A 17,396-nucleotide genomic window follows, 5' to 3' on the forward strand; every position below is an offset into this window, starting at 1 on the left:
CGCTCACCCCGCCGCGGCGGCCGCGACGACCGCCGACGAGATCATGGACAGCTCGTCGGCGGTCGTCACGTACGGCGGCATCGTGTAGACCAGGTCCCGGAACGGCCGCAGCCACACCCCGTGCGCCGCGGCCGCCCGGGTCGCCGCGGCCACGTCGACCTCGTGGTCGAGCTGCACGACCCCGATCCCGCCGAGGACCCGCACGTCGGCGACGCCGGGCGTGCCGCGGGCCGGCTCCAGCCCGGCGGACAGCACCGTCCCGATGCGCTCGACGTCGCCGCGCCAGTCCCCGGCCGCCAGCAGGTCCAGCGACGCGCCGGCCACCGCGCACGCCAGGGGGTTGGCCATGAACGTCGGGCCGTGCGCCAGGATCGGCACGCCGCCCTCCGAGATGCCGTCGGCGACCTCGCTCGTGCACAGGGTCGCCGCGAGCGTCAGGTAGCCGCCGGTCAGCGCCTTGCCGACGCACATCACGTCCGGGCTGACGCCGGCGTGGTCGGCGGCGAACAGCTCGCCGGTGCGGCCGAACCCGGTCGCGATCTCGTCGAACACCAGCAGGACGCCCGCCTCGCGGGTCGCCTCGCGCAGCACCCGCAGGTACTCCGGCGCGTGGAACCGCATCCCGCCGGCGCCCTGCACGACCGGCTCGACGATCACCGCCGCGACCTCGTGCGCGTGCTCGTGGATGAGCGCCGTCAACGCCGCCGCGTAGGCCGGGTCGAACTCGGCCGGCGGCGCCGGCGCGAACACCTGCGCCGGCAGGACCCCGGTCCACAGGCTGTGCATGCCGCCGTCCGGGTCGCACACCGACATCGGGTGGAAGGTGTCGCCGTGGTACCCGCCCCGCCAGGTCAGCAGCCGCCGCTTCGCGGGCCGGCCCAGCGAGCGCTGGTACTGCAGGCACATCTTGATCGCGACCTCCACCGACACCGAGCCGGAGTCGCTGAAGAACACGTGCCGCAGCGGCGCCGGGGTCAGCTCGACCAGCCGCGCCGCCAGGCTGACCGCCGGCTCGTGGGTGAACCCGCCGAACATCACGTGGCTCATCCGGCCGAGCTGGTCCACGGCGGCCGCGTCGAGCACCGGGTGCCGGTAGCCGTGGATCGCCGACCACCACGACGCCATGCCGTCGACCAGCTCGTCGTGCCCCTCGAACGGCTCGGCGAGCCGGATCCGCACGCCCTGCGCGGACGCCGCGACGAGCGGCGCGGCACGCCCCGGCATCGGCCCGTACGGATGCCACACGTGGGCCCGGTCCAGCGCCAGCAGCTCCTCGACTCGCATGCCGCTGACCCTAGCCGCGCCCGGGCCGCGACCCGGACGGCGGGGCGGCCGCCCCGGCCCAGGACATCCACCTGGCCGAATGCCGGACGGCGGTTGGTATCCTGCGGCCTCAGCTTGGTGAGCCGTAAGGAGTCAAGGTGGCGGCCCGCAGATCCTTACTTTTTGTCGTCGTCGGTGTACTGTTCGCCGCCGGCGCGGTCATCCAGCCCGGCCCGGGCAAGGCGCACCCCGGCCAAGGGCGGTCCAACTACCGGCTGATGGACGCGGGCAGACCGGTGCAGAGCTGATCCGCCGTCCACCGTGGACAGCGACAGCGCGGCGGTCCTCACGCTCGCCTCGAAGGTCTCCAGCGTCGACGACCTCGCCGAGCTGCTGCGGCACCTGCGCCGGCGGCAGGCGCGGCGGCGCGGCGACCCGCCACTGACCTACCGGGAGCTGGCCGGGCGCACCGGCTGGTCCCACGGCAGCATCGGCGGCTACTTCACCGGCAAGATCCTGCCGCCGACCGACCGCTTCGACGCGCTCGTGCAGCTGCTCGACGCGTCACCGGACGAGCTCGGCGCGCTCGCCGACGCCCGCGACCGGGCCGAGGAGCACAGCCGGGGCGACGAGCCCGGCGCCGCTGCCGGCGCCGCCCGCGACGGGATCCCGCGGCAGCTGCCCGCCGCGCCGGAGTCCTTCACCGGGCGGGACGCCGCGATCGCCCGGCTCACCGCGGCCGCCGGCACCGTCATCGTCATCGGCACCGCCGGGGTCGGCAAGACCGCCCTCGCGGTGCACTGGGCGCACCAGGTCGCCGACCGGTTCCCCGACGGGCAGCTGTACGTGAACCTGCGCGGCTTCGGCCCCGGCACCACCGAGGTGACGGCGGACGAGACGCTGCGGGCGTTCCTCACCGCGCTCGGTGTCGCCCCCGACCAGGTCCCGGCGGAGCTCGACGCCCGGATCGGGCTGTACCGCGGCGTCCTGACCGGCCGCCGGGTCCTGATCCTGCTGGACAACGCCGCGCACGCCGAGCAGGTCCGGCCGCTGCTGCCCGGCCGGTCCGGCAGCCTGGTCGTGGTCACCAGCCGCAACCAGCTCACCGGGCTCGTCGCCACCGACGGCGCGGTGCCCGTGACGCTCGACCTGCTCAGCGCCGGCGAGGCCCGCCGGCTGCTGGCCGCCCGCGCCGGCTCCGCCCGCGCCGGTTCCGCCCGCGCCGGTTCCGCCCGCGTCGAGGACGACCCGGCCGCGGCCGAGGCGATCGTCGAGGCGTGCGCCCGGCTGCCGCTCGCGCTGGTGGTCGTCGCCGCCCGCGCCGCCGCGCACCCGGACCTGCCGCTCGGGGTGCTCGCCGGCGAGCTGCGCGCCGAGCGCGGGCGGCTCGCCGTGCTGCGCGACGCCGCCGCGGCCACCGACGTGCGGTCGGTGTTCTCCTGGTCGTACCAGCGGCTCAGCGCCCAGGCCGCGGCCCTCTTCCGGCTGCTGGCCCTGGTGCCGGGGCCCGACGTCGGCCGGGCCGCCGCGGCCGCGCTGCTCGGCGAGGCGGCCGACGCGCGCCGGGCCCTCGCCGAGCTGACCCACGCGAGCCTGCTGAGCGAGCACGCACCCGGCCGGTTCGTCGCGCACGACCTGCTCCGCGCGTACGCGGCCGAGCTGTCCGGCACCCTGGACGGCGCCGCCGAGCGGGCCGCGGCGACGCTGCGGCTGCTGGAGCACCACCTGCGCACCGCGCACACCGCGGCGCTGCTGCTCGACCCGCACCGCGTGCCGCTGCCGGACGTCGGCACCGCCGCCTCACCCGGCACCGAGGCGCAGGCCCTCGCCTGGTACGCGGTGGAGCACCACACCCTGCTCGCCGCCGTGCGGCAGGCCGCCGTGACCGGCCACGACGGGCACGCGTGGCGGCTGGCGTGGACCCTCGTCGACTATCTCGACCGGCGCGGGCACTGGCCGGACCTGCTCGCGGTGCAGCGCATCGCGCTCGCCGCCGCGCAACGGGCCGGCGACGCGGCGGGCGAGGCGGTCAGCGCACACCAGCTCGGCCGGGCCTGCATCCGCATGCACGACTACGACGACGCCGCCGTCCACCTGGAGCTGGCACTGGACCGGTACGGCCGCATCGGCGACGACGCCGGCCGGGCCAGGGTCCACGGCAACCTCGGCTTCATCGCCGACCGGCAGTCGCGCCCCCGCGACGCGATCGGGCACCTGCTGCGGTCCCTGGACCTGCTGCGCGCCACCGGCGACCAGGCCGGGCAGGGCGCGGCGCTGGCCAACCTCGGCTGGTCCTACGCCGCCGCCGGCGAGCACCGCGAGGCCCTCGACTACTGCCACCAGGCCCTGCAGCTGCAGCAGCGGATCGGGGACCGGACCGGCGAGGCGTACAGCTGGGACAGCATCGGCTTCATCCACCACCAGCTCGGCGAGCACGAGCCGGCCGCCGAGTGCTACCACCAGGCCCTCGACCTGTGGCGCGAGATCGGCGACCGCTACGGCGAGTCGGAGACCCAGACCCACCTCGGCGACCTGCACCGCGCGGCCGGCGACCAGCAGCGGGCCCGGGCGTGCTGGCTGGCCGCCCTCGCCATCCTCGAGGACCTCGGCCACCCCGACGCCGAGCAGGTCCGCCGCCGGGTCGCCGCGGCCTGACGCCGCGCCGGGCGGCCTAGCGGTGCGTCAGGTCGGCGCAGGTCGACTCGCCCGGCAGGAACGGGCGGAACGTGACCTGCCACGACGACCCGGCCGACGACCACGGGGTGCGGGTGTTGGCCTTCCCGGCCGCGGCGAGGATCCGCTGGCCCTCCTCGCCGGTGGCGCTGACGCAGTGCACGCCCGGCCGGTCCGCGACCGCCTCGCCGGGCAGCGCCGGACCGGGCCACGCGACCGGCTGCTGCGGGGCCAGACCCTGGTCGCCGCCCAGCTCCGTCCACGGCTCGGCGACCGCGGCGGCGCCGGACGCCGGGAACGGCACCGGCTCGGACACCGCGTCCCTGCCGAGCGTCGAGCGCAGGTCGGACAGCGACTCGACCAGGCGCTGCAGGCGCTGGCGGGCGGCGCGCTGCGCGGCGGGCAGCGAGTCCTCGCCGATGCCGAGCGCGGGGGCGTCGGTGACCTGCTCGCCGGCGGCGGTGCGGACCATGACGTGGGTCGTCGGCGCGTCGGCGACGTTGGGCATGCCGAGGTCGGCGTGCCGGCCGACGCCGGCGTCGACGGCCAGGTCGACCAGCTTCGCCACGCCGGCGGTGCTGATCCGCTGCAGCTGCACGTTGGGCAGCGCCGGACCCGGGTAGATCTCGATCACCGGCCCGTCGGTGACGACCCGGCCGTCGCCGTACACGCTCAGCGCCGGCACCTCGGTGACGGTCATCGCGACCGGGACCAGCCCGCCGGACACGTCGACGCGCAGGACGAGCTCGTCGGGGCCGTAGGAGACGGCGCCCGCCGACGAGCCGCCGGACGGGCCGCCGGGGGATTCGGCGGCGCAGCCGGCGACCAGCAGGAGCAGGATGGCGGCGAGCACGCGCAGCTGAGTCATACCCCTTCTGACGGCGCCGGCCACCCTCCGGTTCCGCCCCCGGGTGAGGTTCGCCGGGACGGCGGTGGGCAGAGCGCCACCATGCCACCAGCGAAGAACATGCCAGCAGCGAAGAGCGCCATGCCGGCGGCGAAGAGCGCCACCCCGGCGACGAAGAGCGCCGGCACGGCGGCGAAGAGCGCCACCCCGGCGACGAAGAGCGCCGGCACGGCGGCGAAGAAAAAGACCGGCAGCCAGCCGTGGCTGCACCAGCAGGGCCGGGAGATCCAGCGGTTCGGCTCCATCCGGCAGTTCCCGGTCGCGCTGGCCGCGGAAGCCCGGTCGTACTCGTGCGAGCGGCTCAACCAGGTCCTCGCCGACACCCAGATCCTGTACGCCCTGTACAAGAAGCACCACTGGCTGATGCGCGGCCCGACGTTCTACCAGCTGCACCTGCTGCTGGACAAGCACGCGGCCGAGCAGCTGGAGCTGATCGACGCGCTCGCCGAGCGGGTGCAGACCATGGGCGGCATCGCGGTCGGCGACCCGCGGCACGTCGCGGAGCTGACCCGGGTGCCGCGGCCGCCGGACGGCGCGGAGGAGGTGCCGGCGATGCTGTCGCGGCTGCTCGAGGCGCACGAGATGATCCTCACCGAGGCGCACGACGCCGCGGACCGGGTCGCCGACATGGGTGACGACGGCACCAACGACCTGCTCGTCTCCCAGGTGATCCGCACCGGCGAGCTGCAGGCGTGGTTCCTGGCCGAGCACCTGGTCGACACGCCGCTCGTGCGCACCGAGGACACGATCAAGGAGGTCGGCAAGCCCCGGGGCCAGTAACCGGCGTTGATGCAAGGGGTTACCGTGTCGGCGTGACGAGGCAATCCGACTCGCAGTTGGGCGTCGACCTGGGCACCACCCACACGGTCGCGGCGCTGACCTCTGCCGACGGTCGCAGCCAGCCCCTGCTGTTCGACGCCAGCTTCCTGCTGCCGTCGTCGGTGTTCGCGGAGGTCGACGGGCACCTGCTCACCGGCAAGGACGCGGAACGCAGCGCACGCCTCGACCCGAGCCGCTTCGAGCCCAACCCGAAGCGCCGCGTCGACGACGGCACGGTGCTGCTCGGCGCCCGCGAGTACCCGGTGTCGGACCTGCTCGCGGCCGTCCTGCGGCGCACCGCCGACGAGGCGTCGCGGGTGCTGGGCATCATGCCGGTGCGCACGGTGCTGACCTACCCGGCGAACTGGGCGACCCATCGCCGATCCGTCCTGGCCGACGCCGCGGCCCGCGCCGGGATGCCCGCACCGATCCTGGTGCCGGAGCCGATCGCGGCCGCCGCCTACTTCACCACCGTCATGGGCCGGCAGATCCCGCCCGGCGGGGTCCTGGTGGTGTACGACTTCGGCGGCGGCACGTTCGACACGTCCGTCCTGCGGCGCCGCCCCGACGGCGGCTGGGACGTGCTGGCCAGCGACGGCCTGCCCGACGTCGGCGGCGTCGACCTGGACGCCGCGCTGGTCGCGCAGCTCGGCCAGACCCTCGCGACGACCGACCCGCAGCGGTGGCGGCAGCTCACCGAGCCGGCCGACGACCTCTCGCGCCGGCGCAGCTTCCTGCTCCGCGAGGACGTGCGCACGGCCAAGGAGCAGCTGTCGCGCACCTCGTCGGCGGGCGTGCACGTGCCCCTGTTCGAGGTCGACCTGCACGTCACGCGCGCGGAGTTCGAGCAGGTGTCGCGGCCGTACCTGCAGCGCACCGTCGACCTGACGGCCGGCACGCTGCAGCGCGCGGGCGTGCGCCCCGACCAGATCGCCGGGCTGTTCCTGGTCGGCGGCTCGAGCCGGATCCCGATGGTCAGCACGCTGCTGCACCAGCGCCTCGGCGTCGCACCCACCATCATCGAGCAGCCGGAGCTGGTGGTCGCGCTCGGCAGCGCGATCGCCGCGATGCCGGGCCGCCCCGCGCCGGCCGGCGCGCCGCAGACCGGGCCGCGCCCGCCCGGCATGGGCGCGCCGATGGGGGTGCCGCTGTCCGGTCAGCGCCCGCACGGCGCCCCCGTCTCCGGCCCGGCGGGTGCCGCGACCGGCCTCGGCGCGGCCGCCCCGGTCTCGGCGCCGGTGCCGGGCCCCATGTCACCGGCCGCGTCGCCGTCGTCGCCGCCCACCTGGATCGGCGGCCTCCCGCCGTCGTCCGGCGTCCCGGTGTCGGCCCCGCCCACCAGCGGCATGCCGCCCGGCGCGCCCCCGGTGAGCGGCGCCCCCGGCAGCGCCCCACCGGCCGGCGGGCCACCCGTCGCGCCCGTCGGCGCCCCGGCAGCGCCCGGCGGGTTCGGCGGCCCGGCGACGCCCGGCGGCCCGCCCGCGGGTTTCGGCGCCCCGCCGCCGTCCGCGCCGACGGCCCAGTTCGGCCAGGTCGGCGGCCCGGGAGCCGCGCCGCCGCGCCGGTCGAGCGGCCGGAAGACCGCGTTGGTGGTCGGCGCCGCCGTCCTGCTCGTGCTGCTGCTCGGCACCGGCGGGGTCCTCGGCCTGCGGGCCGTCAGCGACGACAAGGCGGCCGACAAGGCCACCACCGCCGCGACCGGCAACCGCGGCGGCACCGCCGCCGCCCCGGCCGGCACCAGGGACGCCAGGCCGGGCGCGAAGCAGCAGACCGTCGAGATCGACAAGTCGGTCTGGTACGGCCAGGTCAAGCTGACCTTCGCCAAGATGGTCTACGACGCCGACGCCGACGAAGACCGGCTGGTCGCCGAGGTCCAGATGGAGAACCTCGGCGACGACACCGTGCAGTCCTACGGCGTGCGGATGGCGTTCCAGATCGGCGGGCAGGAGTACCCGGGCTCGTTCCAGGAGACGTCGCAGGTCTCCGGCGGCCAGAAGAGCAACTTCCACGTCTCCTTCGCCGTGTACGACCCGCTGAAGGTCAGCATCGCCACCGGCACGCTGCTCATCGGCGAGGGCAAGGAGGCGCAGGCCAGGATCCCGCTCGGCGGCGGCGAGGTGGTCGCCTACGAGCCGGTGAACGTGCTCAAGGACAAGAAGGTCACCATCCACGACCTGGAGGTCGCGTTCACGACCTGCGACGTGCGCGGCGGCTTCCTGGACTACAACGGCCAGGCGCTCAAGGACAACCGGGTCCTCACCTGCAAGGTCGACATCCGCTACAACGGCAAGAGCAGCCAGTACGTGGGCTCCGAACACTTCCGGCTCGGCCTGCCGGACGGCACCGAGGTCGCCCCGAAGACCGCCCCGAACGAGGCGATGTCGTCGGGGTCGGAGAACCTGGCGTCGGCGCGCAACCTCGGGTTCCAGTTCAAGTACGTGCCGGGCACGTACAAGCTGCGCGTGGTCGACGTCGCGGGCGACGCCAGGAAACCGTCCGACGTGGCCGAGCTGGACGTGGTCGTCAAGTAGCGGCCGCCGGGCAGAGGGCTAGCGGGCGCCGCCGTTGACGTAGAGGGTCTGGCCGGAGACGTAGGAGGCCTCGTCGCTGGCCAGGAACGCGATGACGGCGGCGACCTCCTCCGGCTGCCCGACCCGGCGCAGCGGCGTGCGCGCCGCCACCTCCTGCTGGTGGTCCTCCGGCGTGCTGCCGACCCGGGTCGCGGTCGCGGCGGTCATCGGCGTGGCGATGTACCCGGGCGCGACCGCGTTCACGGTGATCCCGTACGGCCCCAGCTCGATCGCCAGGGTCGCGGTGAGGCCCTGCACGCCGGCCTTCGCCGCGGCGTAGTTGGCCTGGCCGCGGTTGCCGAGGGCGGAGCGGCTGCTGAGGTTCACGATGCGCCCCGAGCGGGCCGGCACCATGTGCCGCTGCGCGGCGTGGCAGCACAGGAACATGCTGGTGAGGTTGGTGGTGAGGACCGCGTTCCACTCCTCGAACGGCATCTTGAACAGCAGGTTGTCGCGGGTGATGCCGGCGTTGTTGACGAGCACGTCGAGCGAGCCGAGCTCCTCGGCGACGGCGTCGAAGGTGCGGTCGACGGCGCTCTGGTCGGTGACGTCGCACGAGTACGCGGTCCCGACGCCCTCGGGGATCCGGGAGGCGTCGAGGTCGAGCAGCGCGACGCGGGCGCCCTGCGCCGCGAGCAGGCGCGCGGTCGCCAGGCCGATGCCCTGCGCCGCGCCGGTGACGACGGCGGTCTTGCCGGCGAATCTGGACGATGTCACGGTGCGGATCACCTTTCCACGAGGACGGCGGAGCCCTGCCCGACACCGACGCACATGGTGGCGAGCCCGCGGGCCGCGCCGGTGCGCCGCATGCGGTGCAGCAGGGTGGTCAGGATGCGGGCGCCGGAGCAGCCCAGGGGGTGGCCGAGCGCGATCGCGCCGCCGGACGGGTTGACGATGTCGGGGTCGAGGCCGAGCTGGTCGGTGACGGCCAGGGCCTGCGCGGCGAACGCCTCGTTGAGCTCGGCGGACTGCACGTCGCCGAGCTTCCAGCCGCTCCGGGCGAGGACCCGCCCGGTGGCGGGGACCGGGCCGATGCCCATCACGTCGGGGTGCACGCCGGCGGAGGCGCCGGCCACGTAGCGGCCGAGCGGCTCCAGGCCCAGCTCGTGCAGCGCGTCCTCGCTGACCAGCAGCAGGCCGGCGGCGCCGTCGTTGAGCGGGGAGGAGTTGCCGGCGGTCACGGTGCCGCCGGCCTTGAACACCGGTTTGAGGCCGCCGAGCTTGGCGAGGCTGGTGTCGGCCCGGATGCCCTCGTCGGTGGTGACCCCGTCGACGGCGACGATCTCGTCGGCGAAGTGGCCGGCGTCGCGGGCGGCGGCGGCGAGCTGGTGGCTGCGCAGCGCGAACGCGTCCTGCCGGTCGCGGGACACCCCGTAGCGGGCGGCGACCTCCTCGGCGGTCTCGCCCATGGACAGCAGCCCGTGCAGGTCCTTCATCAGCGGGTTGACCAGGCGCCAGCCGAGCCGCGTGTCGGCGATCGCCATCGCGTTGGGCAGGGCGTCGTCGGGGCGGGGCAGCACGAACGGCGCCCGGCTCATCGACTCGGACCCGCCGGCGACGACCACGTCGGCCTCGCCCGCGGCGATCGTGCGGGCGGCGACGGTCACCGCCTCCATGCCGGACGCGCAGAGCCGGTTGACGGTGGCGCCGGGCACGGTGTCGGGCAGCCCGGCGAGCAGGACCGCCATCCGGGCGACGTTGCGGTTGTCCTCGCCGGCCTGGTTGGCCGCGCCCCAGTAGACCTCGTCCACGCGGGCGGGGTCGATGCCCTCGACCAGGGTCCGGATCACGGCCGCGGCGAGGTCGTCGGGGCGGATGTGGGAGAGGCCGCCGCGCAGCTTCCCGATCGGGGTCCGCCGCGCGGCGGCGAAGTAGACGGCACGCATGCCCTTAAACTAACACTGTTAGGCAGGCGGTAGTAGGCTCGGCTCCCTGGACGGCCCGCCACAGCCAGACCCCGGACGCGCGCCGCGACAGCAGCCCCGTCACCCGGTAGGGGAAGGACGTCACCGACCCGTCCGGGTGGTGCTCCTCGCCGTCGGCCTCGGCCAGGACGAACGCCCCGCCGGGGACGGTGTGCACGGTCGCGGCGGTCGCCTGCCAGCTGTACGACTCCGGCCGGTCGAAGAGGCCCTCGAGCAGCTTCTGGACCTCGGCCCGGCCGGTCGCGGACTCACCCGCCTCGCTGCCCACGTACGTGATGTCGTCGTCGGGCACGAAGCACGCCAGTACCGTGGCGACATCCTGCGACAGGAACGCCAGACCGAGCCGGTCCACCATCTCGATGGGATCGCTCACGCCGTCACCTCCGCTGCGCTGCGGCGCCGGCCTGAGCTCCACCCTGAGCTGCTGATTCGCAGCCCTCCGCTGCGCTGCGGGCCGCTCATGCCGTCACCTGGACGCCGGCGCCGACGAGCGTGTTGTGCACGCCGATCGCGGAGGCGACCGGCGCGGCGAGGGCGTAGGACAGCGGGACCAGCGCGATCGAGATGAACCAGTCGACGCTGGAGACCCGGCCGAGCAGCTCCTCCGGCACGAGCCGCTGCTTCGCCGTCGCCCAGGCGATGGTGCCGGCCGCCTCCAGGCCGTTGACGAGGGCACATGCGACGGCCAGGTGCCAGGAGGCGGTCGCCAGGCCGTAGCCCGCCACGGCGAGCGTCGCCAGGGTCCAGGTGACGTAGATGAAGGGCATGAAGCGGCGCGGCACGCCGCGCTGGCCGACGACCAGGGCCGCCGCGATGGCGCCGATGCCGCCGCTGGCCAGGACCAGGCCGAGGTCGCCGGCGCTGCCGTGCAGCTCGTGCTTCACCACGAACGGCAGCAGGACCTCGGTGGGGCCGATGAACAGCAGGTAGGCGAAGGTCGCGGCGAGGAAGGTGCCCCACAGCCACACGTTGCGGCGGACGTAGCTCATGCCCTCCTTGAACTCCTCCCACACCGAGCCCGCCGCCTCGTCGTCCTGCTCGCGGACCACGGGCCGCATCAGCCACAGGCACGTCGCCGACACCGCGAACGTGGCCGCGTCCAGCGCGAACGCCAACCCGCTACCCCCGATCGCGATCAGGATGCCGCCGATCGAGGGCCCGGCCATCTGCAGCGCCGCCGGCCGCACGAACTGGTCCAGCGCGTTCGCCCGGACCAGGTCCTTCTCCGGCACCAGCTGCGGCACGATCGAGTCGAACGCCGGGCCGAAGAAGCCCGAGGCGGCGCCGTAGACGGCCACGAGCGCCACGATGTGCCACACCTGGACCACGCCGGTCAGGCTGAGCACGGTCAGGACGGTGAGCACCGCGCCCCGCACCAGGTCGGTGCACAGCATGATCTTCCGCCGGTCGAACCGGTCGCTGATCACGCCGCCGAACAGCAGCGTGGCGACCTGGGGCAGCGACAGGGCGAACCCGACGACCGACATCGCCGCGGGCGCGCCGGACAGCGCGTACACCTGCCAGGCCAGCGCGACGAGCAGGATGCCGTCGCCGATCAGCGAGGTGCTCATCCCCGTCCACAGCAGGCGGAAGTCCCGCTGCCGGAGGGGGACGAGCAGACCCGGCAGCGGGCGCGCAGCGCGGTGCTTCGCCATCAGGCCGCGTCGCGCAGCTGCTGCCGGTCGGCCAGCTCCGACAGCACGGCGTTGAGCTGGTCGAGCTCCTCGTCGGTGTTGGCCGCGGTCACCTGCACGCGGAAGCCGACCTGGTCGCGGGGGACCAGCGGGTAGGCGGCCAGGGTGACGTAGATGCCCCGGTCCCACAGGAACTGCCCGACCTGCTGGATGTCCTGGCCCTCCGCGAGGGGCAGCTCGATGATCGGCGTGGTGCCGGTGTTCGGCGTGTACAGGCCGAGGGCGCGCACGTGGTCGAGCACCTTCATCGTCTTGCGGTACAGGTCGGCGCGGATCTCGTCGCCGCGCTTGTCGTTCACGTCCAGGCCGGCCATGACGGTGGCGAGCGACGCCGTCGGCGACGGGCCCGAGTACAGATACGGCGGGGCCGCCACCTTGAGGTGGTTCTTCAGCCACGTCGGCAGCGCCAGGAACGCCATCAGCGACGAGTACGACTTGGAGAAGCCGCCGACCAGCACGATGTTGTCGTAGGTCTCGCCGGCGTACCGGACGATCGCGTTGCCGCGGGAGCCGTAGGGCGACGTCTCGTCCGGGGTGCGCTCGCCGATGACGCCGAAGCCGTGCGCCTCGTCGACGTAGAGCAGCGCGTCGTTCTCGCGGCAGACCTGGGCGAAGCGGGCCAGGTCGGGGGCGAGGCCGGTCATCGAGTTGACGCCGTCCATGGCGACCAGGCGGGCGCCGCCCGCCGGCGCGGCCTTCAGCAGCTCCTCGAGGTGCTCCGGGTCGTTGGCGCGGAACCGCACGACGGTCGCGCCGAGGCCCTTGGCGTACATGGCGCCGTCGTAGATCGTCTTGTGCGACTGCGAGTCCAGGAAGATCGTGCCCTGCCCGGCCAGGATCGGGATCACCGACATGTGGATGTGGGTGATCGTCGGCAGCAGGAGGGTGTCGGGGGCGCCGAGCAGCTCGGTGAGGCGCTCCTCGATCTCGATGTACGGCTTCGGGTTGCCCAGCAGCCGCGACCAGCTGGGGTGGGTGCCCCAGGTGCGGATGTACGGGTCGACCGCGTCCATGATCTCCGGCTCGAGGTCGAAGCCGAGGTAGTTGCAGGAGGCGAAGTCCGACAGCCAGTGCCGGCCGACCCGGATACGCCGCCCGGCGATCTCCTCGATCGTCGCGTCGTACATCGGGCTGCTCGTGCGCAGCCGCTCCAGGTCGGCCCACCGTCCGTCACGGCGGACGTAGCTGGCCTTGGCGCTGTGCATCGGGCTGACGGTCATTCCTGGTGCCTTTCGTCGAAGGGTGGTGCATTCCATTGCGATGGACGCGCGGAGCCGCGGCGGTTCCGTCCGGGTTGCGGTCCGGTTGGGTGATTCAGGCCATCGCGGCGAAGGGCGCCGCTTTGGGGATCATGGCGAAGGCGTCCGGCTCGGACAGCGGCCGCGCGAAGAGGTAGCCCTGCCCGTACGGGCAGCCCATCTCGCGCAGCGCCGCGGCCTGTGCGGGCTCTTCGACGCCCTCGGCGACGACCGCGAGGTCGAGCGTCTGGGCGAGGGTGACGATGGCGGTGATGACCGCCCGCTGCTGCCTGGAGTCCAGCATGTCGTCGATGAAGGACTTGTCGATCTTGAGCACGTCGATCGGCATGTGCTGCAGGTACGACAGCGACGAGTAGCCGGTGCCGAAGTCGTCGATGGCGAGCCGGACCCCCATCGCGCGCAGCGCGTCGAAGTCGGCCCTGACCTGCTCGTCGTTGCGCAGCAGGAGACTCTCGGTGATCTCCAGCAGCAGCGTGCCGGGCTCCACGCCGGAGGCCCGCAGCAGCTGCCGGACCTCCTCGACGAAGCCGGGGGTGCGGAACTGCCGGACGGAGACGTTGACGCTGATGTAGCGCAGCGCGCCCGGCGCCGTGGAGCGCTGCCAGCGCCCGACGGTGTTCAGCGCCTGCTGCAGCACCATCCGCCCCATCGGCACGATGAGGCCGCTCTCCTCGGCCACCTCGATGAAGTGGCCGGGCGCGATCATGCCCCTGGTCGGGTGGTTCCACCGTACGAGCGCCTCGAAGCCCAGCGGCGAGCCGGTCTCCAGGTCCACGATCGGCTGGTACTGCAGGACGAACTGCTGCTCCTTGACCGCCTGGTCGAGCGCGGCGCGCAGCTCCAGGCGCTCGAGCACCGCCGTGTGCAGGTCGGACTGGTAGCGCCGCCACTGGCCCTTGCCGGCGCCCTTCGCCACGTACAGCGCGAGGTCGGCCTGGCGCATGAGCTCCTCGGCGGAGCTCGCGTCGACGGTGGTGGACAGCCCGATGCTGCAGATGCCGTTGACGTCCTGGCCGCCGATCTCGAACGGCTCGGCGAGCGCGAGGACGATCCGCTCGGCCGCCAGCTCCAGCTCCGTCATCGACTCGGCCTCGATCAGCGCGGCGAACTCGTCGCCGCCGAGACGGGCGACCGTGTCGGTGCCGCTCAGCGCGGCGGTGATCCGCTCGCCGACCGCGATCAGCAGCGCGTCGCCGACCGCGTGGCCGAGCGTGTCGTTGACGATCTTGAAGTCGTCGAGGTCGATGAACAGGACCCCGACCGGGCCGCGGGCCGGGTGGTTGTCCAGCTGCGCGTCGCGCTTGGCGCGGGCGACCGCCTGCTCCACCCGGTCCTGGAACAGCACCCGGTTGGCCAGGCCCGTCAGCGCGTCGTGGAACGCCTGGCGGATCAGCTGCTCCTCCAGCTGCCGGCGCTCCGTCACGTCCCGCACGGTGAGCACCAGGCCGCCGACGGTCTGGTCGCCGCGCAGGTCCCGGCAGTCGACCTCGACCAGCAGCCCGCCGCCGTCGACGCGCTCGGCGCGCAGGTCCATCCGGTTGTGCGCGTGCAGCCCGCCGCGGACCTGGGTGAGCAGCTCGGCGAGGCGGGGCCGCTCGTCGGCGGCGACGAACTCCCACAGCTCGTAGCCGGCGAGCCGCTCGTCGCCGAACACGGTGCCGGCCGACGGGCTCGCGTACTGGATGAGGTCGTGCTCGTCGACGATGAGGATCACGTCGGAGGTGTTGTGGATGAGGGTCCGGAAGTACGCCTCGCTGCTGCGCCGGTTGACCTCGGCGGTCAGCGTCATGCGCTCCAGGGCCATCGCCGCCTGCGACGCGAGCACCTCGAACGTGGGCTGCAGCGCCTGCAGGGCCTCCGTCGGCGCGCCGACGTAGAGCATGTCCCGCTCGACGCCCATCGGGTGGCGCAGCGCCGAGCTGTGCCCGCGCAGCAGCTCCCGCGCCTGCGGGTCGAGCCCGGACACCCGGACCAGCCCGGGGTCGTCGACCCGCTCGGCCCGCACCAGCACGACCGTGTGCGGCACGCCGGCCGGCAGCAGCCGGTCGACCGCGTGCCGCACGGCGGCGAGCGTCTCGCCGGCGTCGGCGGCCGACACCAGCGTGGTCGTGGCCTCCCGCAGCTCCCGCTCGCGGGCCGTCGACTGGCGGTGGTTGCCCATCACCCCGGCGAGGCGGGCGAGGACGAGGACGAACATGACGCCGGACATGACGGCGATGACGGCCGCGTCGCGCACCGTGCCGAGGCTCGCCTCGACCAGCAGCACGCCGGGCGCGATCAGCGACGCGCCGCCGAGCAGCGCGATGCGGCGGACCCCGACCTCGGCGGACTGCGCCCTGGCCGGCTCGGTGAGCTCCACCATCGACGGGTGCAGCGCCGCCGCGGCCCACGCCCCGTAGCAGAGCACCCAGCCGAGGTCGGTGGCGCCGCCGACCTGCCAGGCGCCGTTGAGCTGGATCAGGCCGTACGCGACGTCGGCGACGAGCAGGCCGGCGGTGCCGAGGCCGATGATCGTGATCGATCGGCTGCGGCGCCCGCCGCCGGTGATCAGCCGCGTGAACACCGCCAGGGTGAGCACGTCGCCGAGGGGGTACGCGATCGAGACCAGCTTCTGCACGAGCGTCAGCTCGGTGCTGCGCACGTACGGGTCGATCAGGAAGATCCACGCCAGCAGCGCCAGGCCGATGGTCAGCGTGGCGGCGTCCAGCAGGCTGTCGCGGCCGTTGCGGCCGGTCCGGGACCGGATGAAGCCGAGCAGGCCGCCCGCGACGAGGGGGTACATCGTCAGGTACAGCACGTCGGAGACCGACGGGAACGGGTTGGTCATCCCGAACACGTCGGTGAGCAGGTTGTACAGGAAGTCGCCGGCGCCGAACGCGAACAGGCCCGCGGCCAGCAGCAGCCACGGCCAGCGCCGCCGGGGCCGGTGCACGAGCACGCCGACGAGGACCCCGGCCGTGCTGGACATGCCGATCGCGCCCCACCAGAGCATGTGCTGGCCGGGCCACAGGTAGAACGCCACGGTGAGCAGCGCCATCCAGGCCGCGAACCACGCGCTGAGTGTGCGGGTCAGCACGTCCGCCTCCATTCCGCTCGCCGGTGCGGAGATCTCCGCGACTGACCAGATCGGTCACGCGGTGGAGGTCTGAACGAATACCGGGGTGCGGGTCGGGTCGGTCGAGTTGCCGGACGTGCCGCCGGACGGCTGACAGCGGCCGGCGTGGTCACTGCCGTGACGCAGGTGGCCTCTGGTGATGTCGCGGCTGCCGATGTACCTGGGGAGCCGGTGCCCGGTGGGGGTGGCGTGGCGGCGGGTGTACCCGGGGGCGCGAAAAGCTCAGCGGCCGGCGGGGCGCCGGGCGCTGACGGGGACGCCGCCCCTGAGCACGAGGGTCTTCGCCTCGCGGGTGATCTGGTGGTGGTGCTGCGGCTCGGCGTAGAAGCTCAGCCCGATCACGCTGCCGAGGGTGATTACGAAGCCGGCCGCCACCAGCCACTCCCGGCCCGGCCACACCCCGTCGCCGAGGAACAGCAGGCCGACCAGCGCGGCCGGCACCGCGCCGGCGGCGTCCATGGCGGCGACCGCGGCGGTGGTCGAGCCGCGCTGCATCGCCAGGCCCAGCAGCAGCTGGCCGACCAGCGAGTGGGCGATGAGCAGGTAGGACAGCGGATCGGTGAAGAACTGGCCGAGGTTGTCGGCCGAAGCGAGAGGCCGCGACGCGACCGCCGCCGCGCCGAACGCCACGCCGGACAGCGCCCCGAGCGCCACCGAGCCCGGCGCCCCGTGCAGGCGACCGGCGAACCACCCGACGACCGCGATGGCGCCGAGCGCGGCGATGAGGCCGGCGATCCCGGGGGTGCCGAGCTGCCTGGACGGTGCCGGCTTGGCGGCCAGCACCAGCGCGGCGAGCCCGAAGGCGAGCAGCACCAGCAGCGCCAGCTCGGTCCTGGGCAGCCGCCACTTGAGGATGAGCACGCCGAGCAGGGCGGTGACGCCGAGCCCGGCCGCCATGGCCGACTGCACGAGGAACAGCGGCAGGTCGCGTCGGGCGAAGAAGGCCAGCGCGAACCCGCCGAACTGGCAGGCGACGCCGACGAGGTAGGACTTGTGCCGGCCCAGGCGCAGCAGCAGCATCGGGTGGAACCCGTGGTGCAGGTCGGTGCGGGCGGCGGCGACGGATTGCAGCAGGTTGGCCACCCCGTAGGCGGCGATCATCGCGCCGAGGAAGAACCAACTCCAAGATGCCACCCGGAGAGGATAGACCCGGTTCGGAGCAGTGGCATGC

General features: G+C 74.1%; 12 protein-coding genes. 3 read left to right on the forward strand and 9 right to left on the reverse strand.

Features of this window, described 5'->3' with window-relative positions; translation table 11 throughout:
* Window positions 1–3: 3 nt before the first annotated feature.
* Window positions 4–1,284, reverse strand: coding sequence for an adenosylmethionine--8-amino-7-oxononanoate transaminase (locus OP18_RS09700; RefSeq protein WP_033358426.1), 1,281 nt, complete (start codon window positions 1,282–1,284; stop codon window positions 4–6).
* Window positions 1,285–1,584: 300 nt separating this feature from the next.
* Here OP18_RS09700 and OP18_RS09705 point away from each other — a divergent pair, with 300 nt between their 5' ends.
* Window positions 1,585–3,918: a tetratricopeptide repeat protein gene (locus OP18_RS09705; protein WP_052386454.1), complete on the forward strand. Its 2,334-nt coding sequence runs from the start codon at window positions 1,585–1,587 to the stop codon at window positions 3,916–3,918.
* A 16-nt stretch (window positions 3,919–3,934) separates the two neighbouring features.
* Here the strand turns inward: OP18_RS09705 and OP18_RS09710 are convergent, their stop codons facing one another.
* Complete coding sequence (locus tag OP18_RS09710; RefSeq protein WP_033358427.1) at window positions 3,935–4,804, reverse strand: hypothetical protein; 870 nt, start codon at window positions 4,802–4,804, stop codon at window positions 3,935–3,937.
* Window positions 4,805–4,903: 99 nt separating this feature from the next.
* Here OP18_RS09710 and OP18_RS09715 point away from each other — a divergent pair, with 99 nt between their 5' ends.
* Together OP18_RS09715 and OP18_RS52205 are read left to right on the forward strand one after the other, a co-directional pair.
* On the forward strand, window positions 4,904–5,623 hold the full coding sequence (locus OP18_RS09715) for a Dps family protein (protein WP_211273482.1): 720 nt from the start codon (window positions 4,904–4,906) through the stop codon (window positions 5,621–5,623).
* Window positions 5,624–5,655: 32 nt separating this feature from the next.
* Window positions 5,656–8,193 (forward strand): Hsp70 family protein, encoded by a 2,538-nt coding sequence (locus OP18_RS52205; protein WP_162189762.1) that lies wholly within the window; start codon window positions 5,656–5,658, stop codon window positions 8,191–8,193.
* Between the two features lie 18 nt (window positions 8,194–8,211).
* Here OP18_RS52205 and fabG read toward each other — a convergent pair whose 3' ends face one another.
* From fabG to OP18_RS09755, 7 genes are all read right to left on the reverse strand, one after another.
* A complete protein-coding gene (gene fabG / locus OP18_RS09725; protein WP_033358644.1) occupies window positions 8,212–8,949 on the reverse strand; it encodes a 3-oxoacyl-ACP reductase FabG in 738 nt (245 codons plus the stop codon).
* Window positions 8,950–8,957: 8 nt separating this feature from the next.
* Entirely contained in the window at window positions 8,958–10,118 is a 1,161-nt protein-coding gene (locus OP18_RS09730) for a thiolase family protein (protein ID WP_033358428.1), read from the reverse strand.
* A 4-nt stretch (window positions 10,119–10,122) separates the two neighbouring features.
* Window positions 10,123–10,530: a YybH family protein gene (locus tag OP18_RS09735; RefSeq protein WP_033358429.1), complete on the reverse strand. Its 408-nt coding sequence runs from the start codon at window positions 10,528–10,530 to the stop codon at window positions 10,123–10,125.
* Window positions 10,531–10,615: 85 nt separating this feature from the next.
* Window positions 10,616–11,812, reverse strand: coding sequence for an MFS transporter (locus tag OP18_RS09740; RefSeq protein WP_052386456.1), 1,197 nt, complete (start codon window positions 11,810–11,812; stop codon window positions 10,616–10,618).
* Window positions 11,812–13,056, reverse strand: a complete 1,245-nt coding sequence (locus tag OP18_RS09745; protein ID WP_245635317.1) for an aminotransferase class I/II-fold pyridoxal phosphate-dependent enzyme — start codon at window positions 13,054–13,056, stop codon at window positions 11,812–11,814. The genes OP18_RS09740 and OP18_RS09745 overlap by 1 nt, the downstream gene beginning before the upstream one ends.
* 109 nt (window positions 13,057–13,165) lie before the next feature.
* The gene (locus tag OP18_RS09750; RefSeq protein WP_033358646.1) at window positions 13,166–16,186 is read right to left on the reverse strand and encodes a putative bifunctional diguanylate cyclase/phosphodiesterase; all 3,021 of its coding nucleotides are present in this window, start codon (window positions 16,184–16,186) and stop codon (window positions 13,166–13,168) included.
* A gap of 261 nt (window positions 16,187–16,447) precedes the next feature.
* Window positions 16,448–17,326 carry a hypothetical protein gene (locus OP18_RS09755; protein ID WP_052386457.1) on the reverse strand — a complete coding sequence of 293 codons (879 nt, stop codon included), beginning with the start codon at window positions 17,324–17,326 and terminating at the stop codon, window positions 16,448–16,450.
* Window positions 17,327–17,396 lie beyond the last annotated feature (70 nt).

It is taken from the genome of Dactylosporangium aurantiacum (genome assembly GCF_000716715.1).
In the GTDB taxonomy this organism is placed as follows: domain Bacteria; phylum Actinomycetota; class Actinomycetes; order Mycobacteriales; family Micromonosporaceae; genus Dactylosporangium; species Dactylosporangium aurantiacum.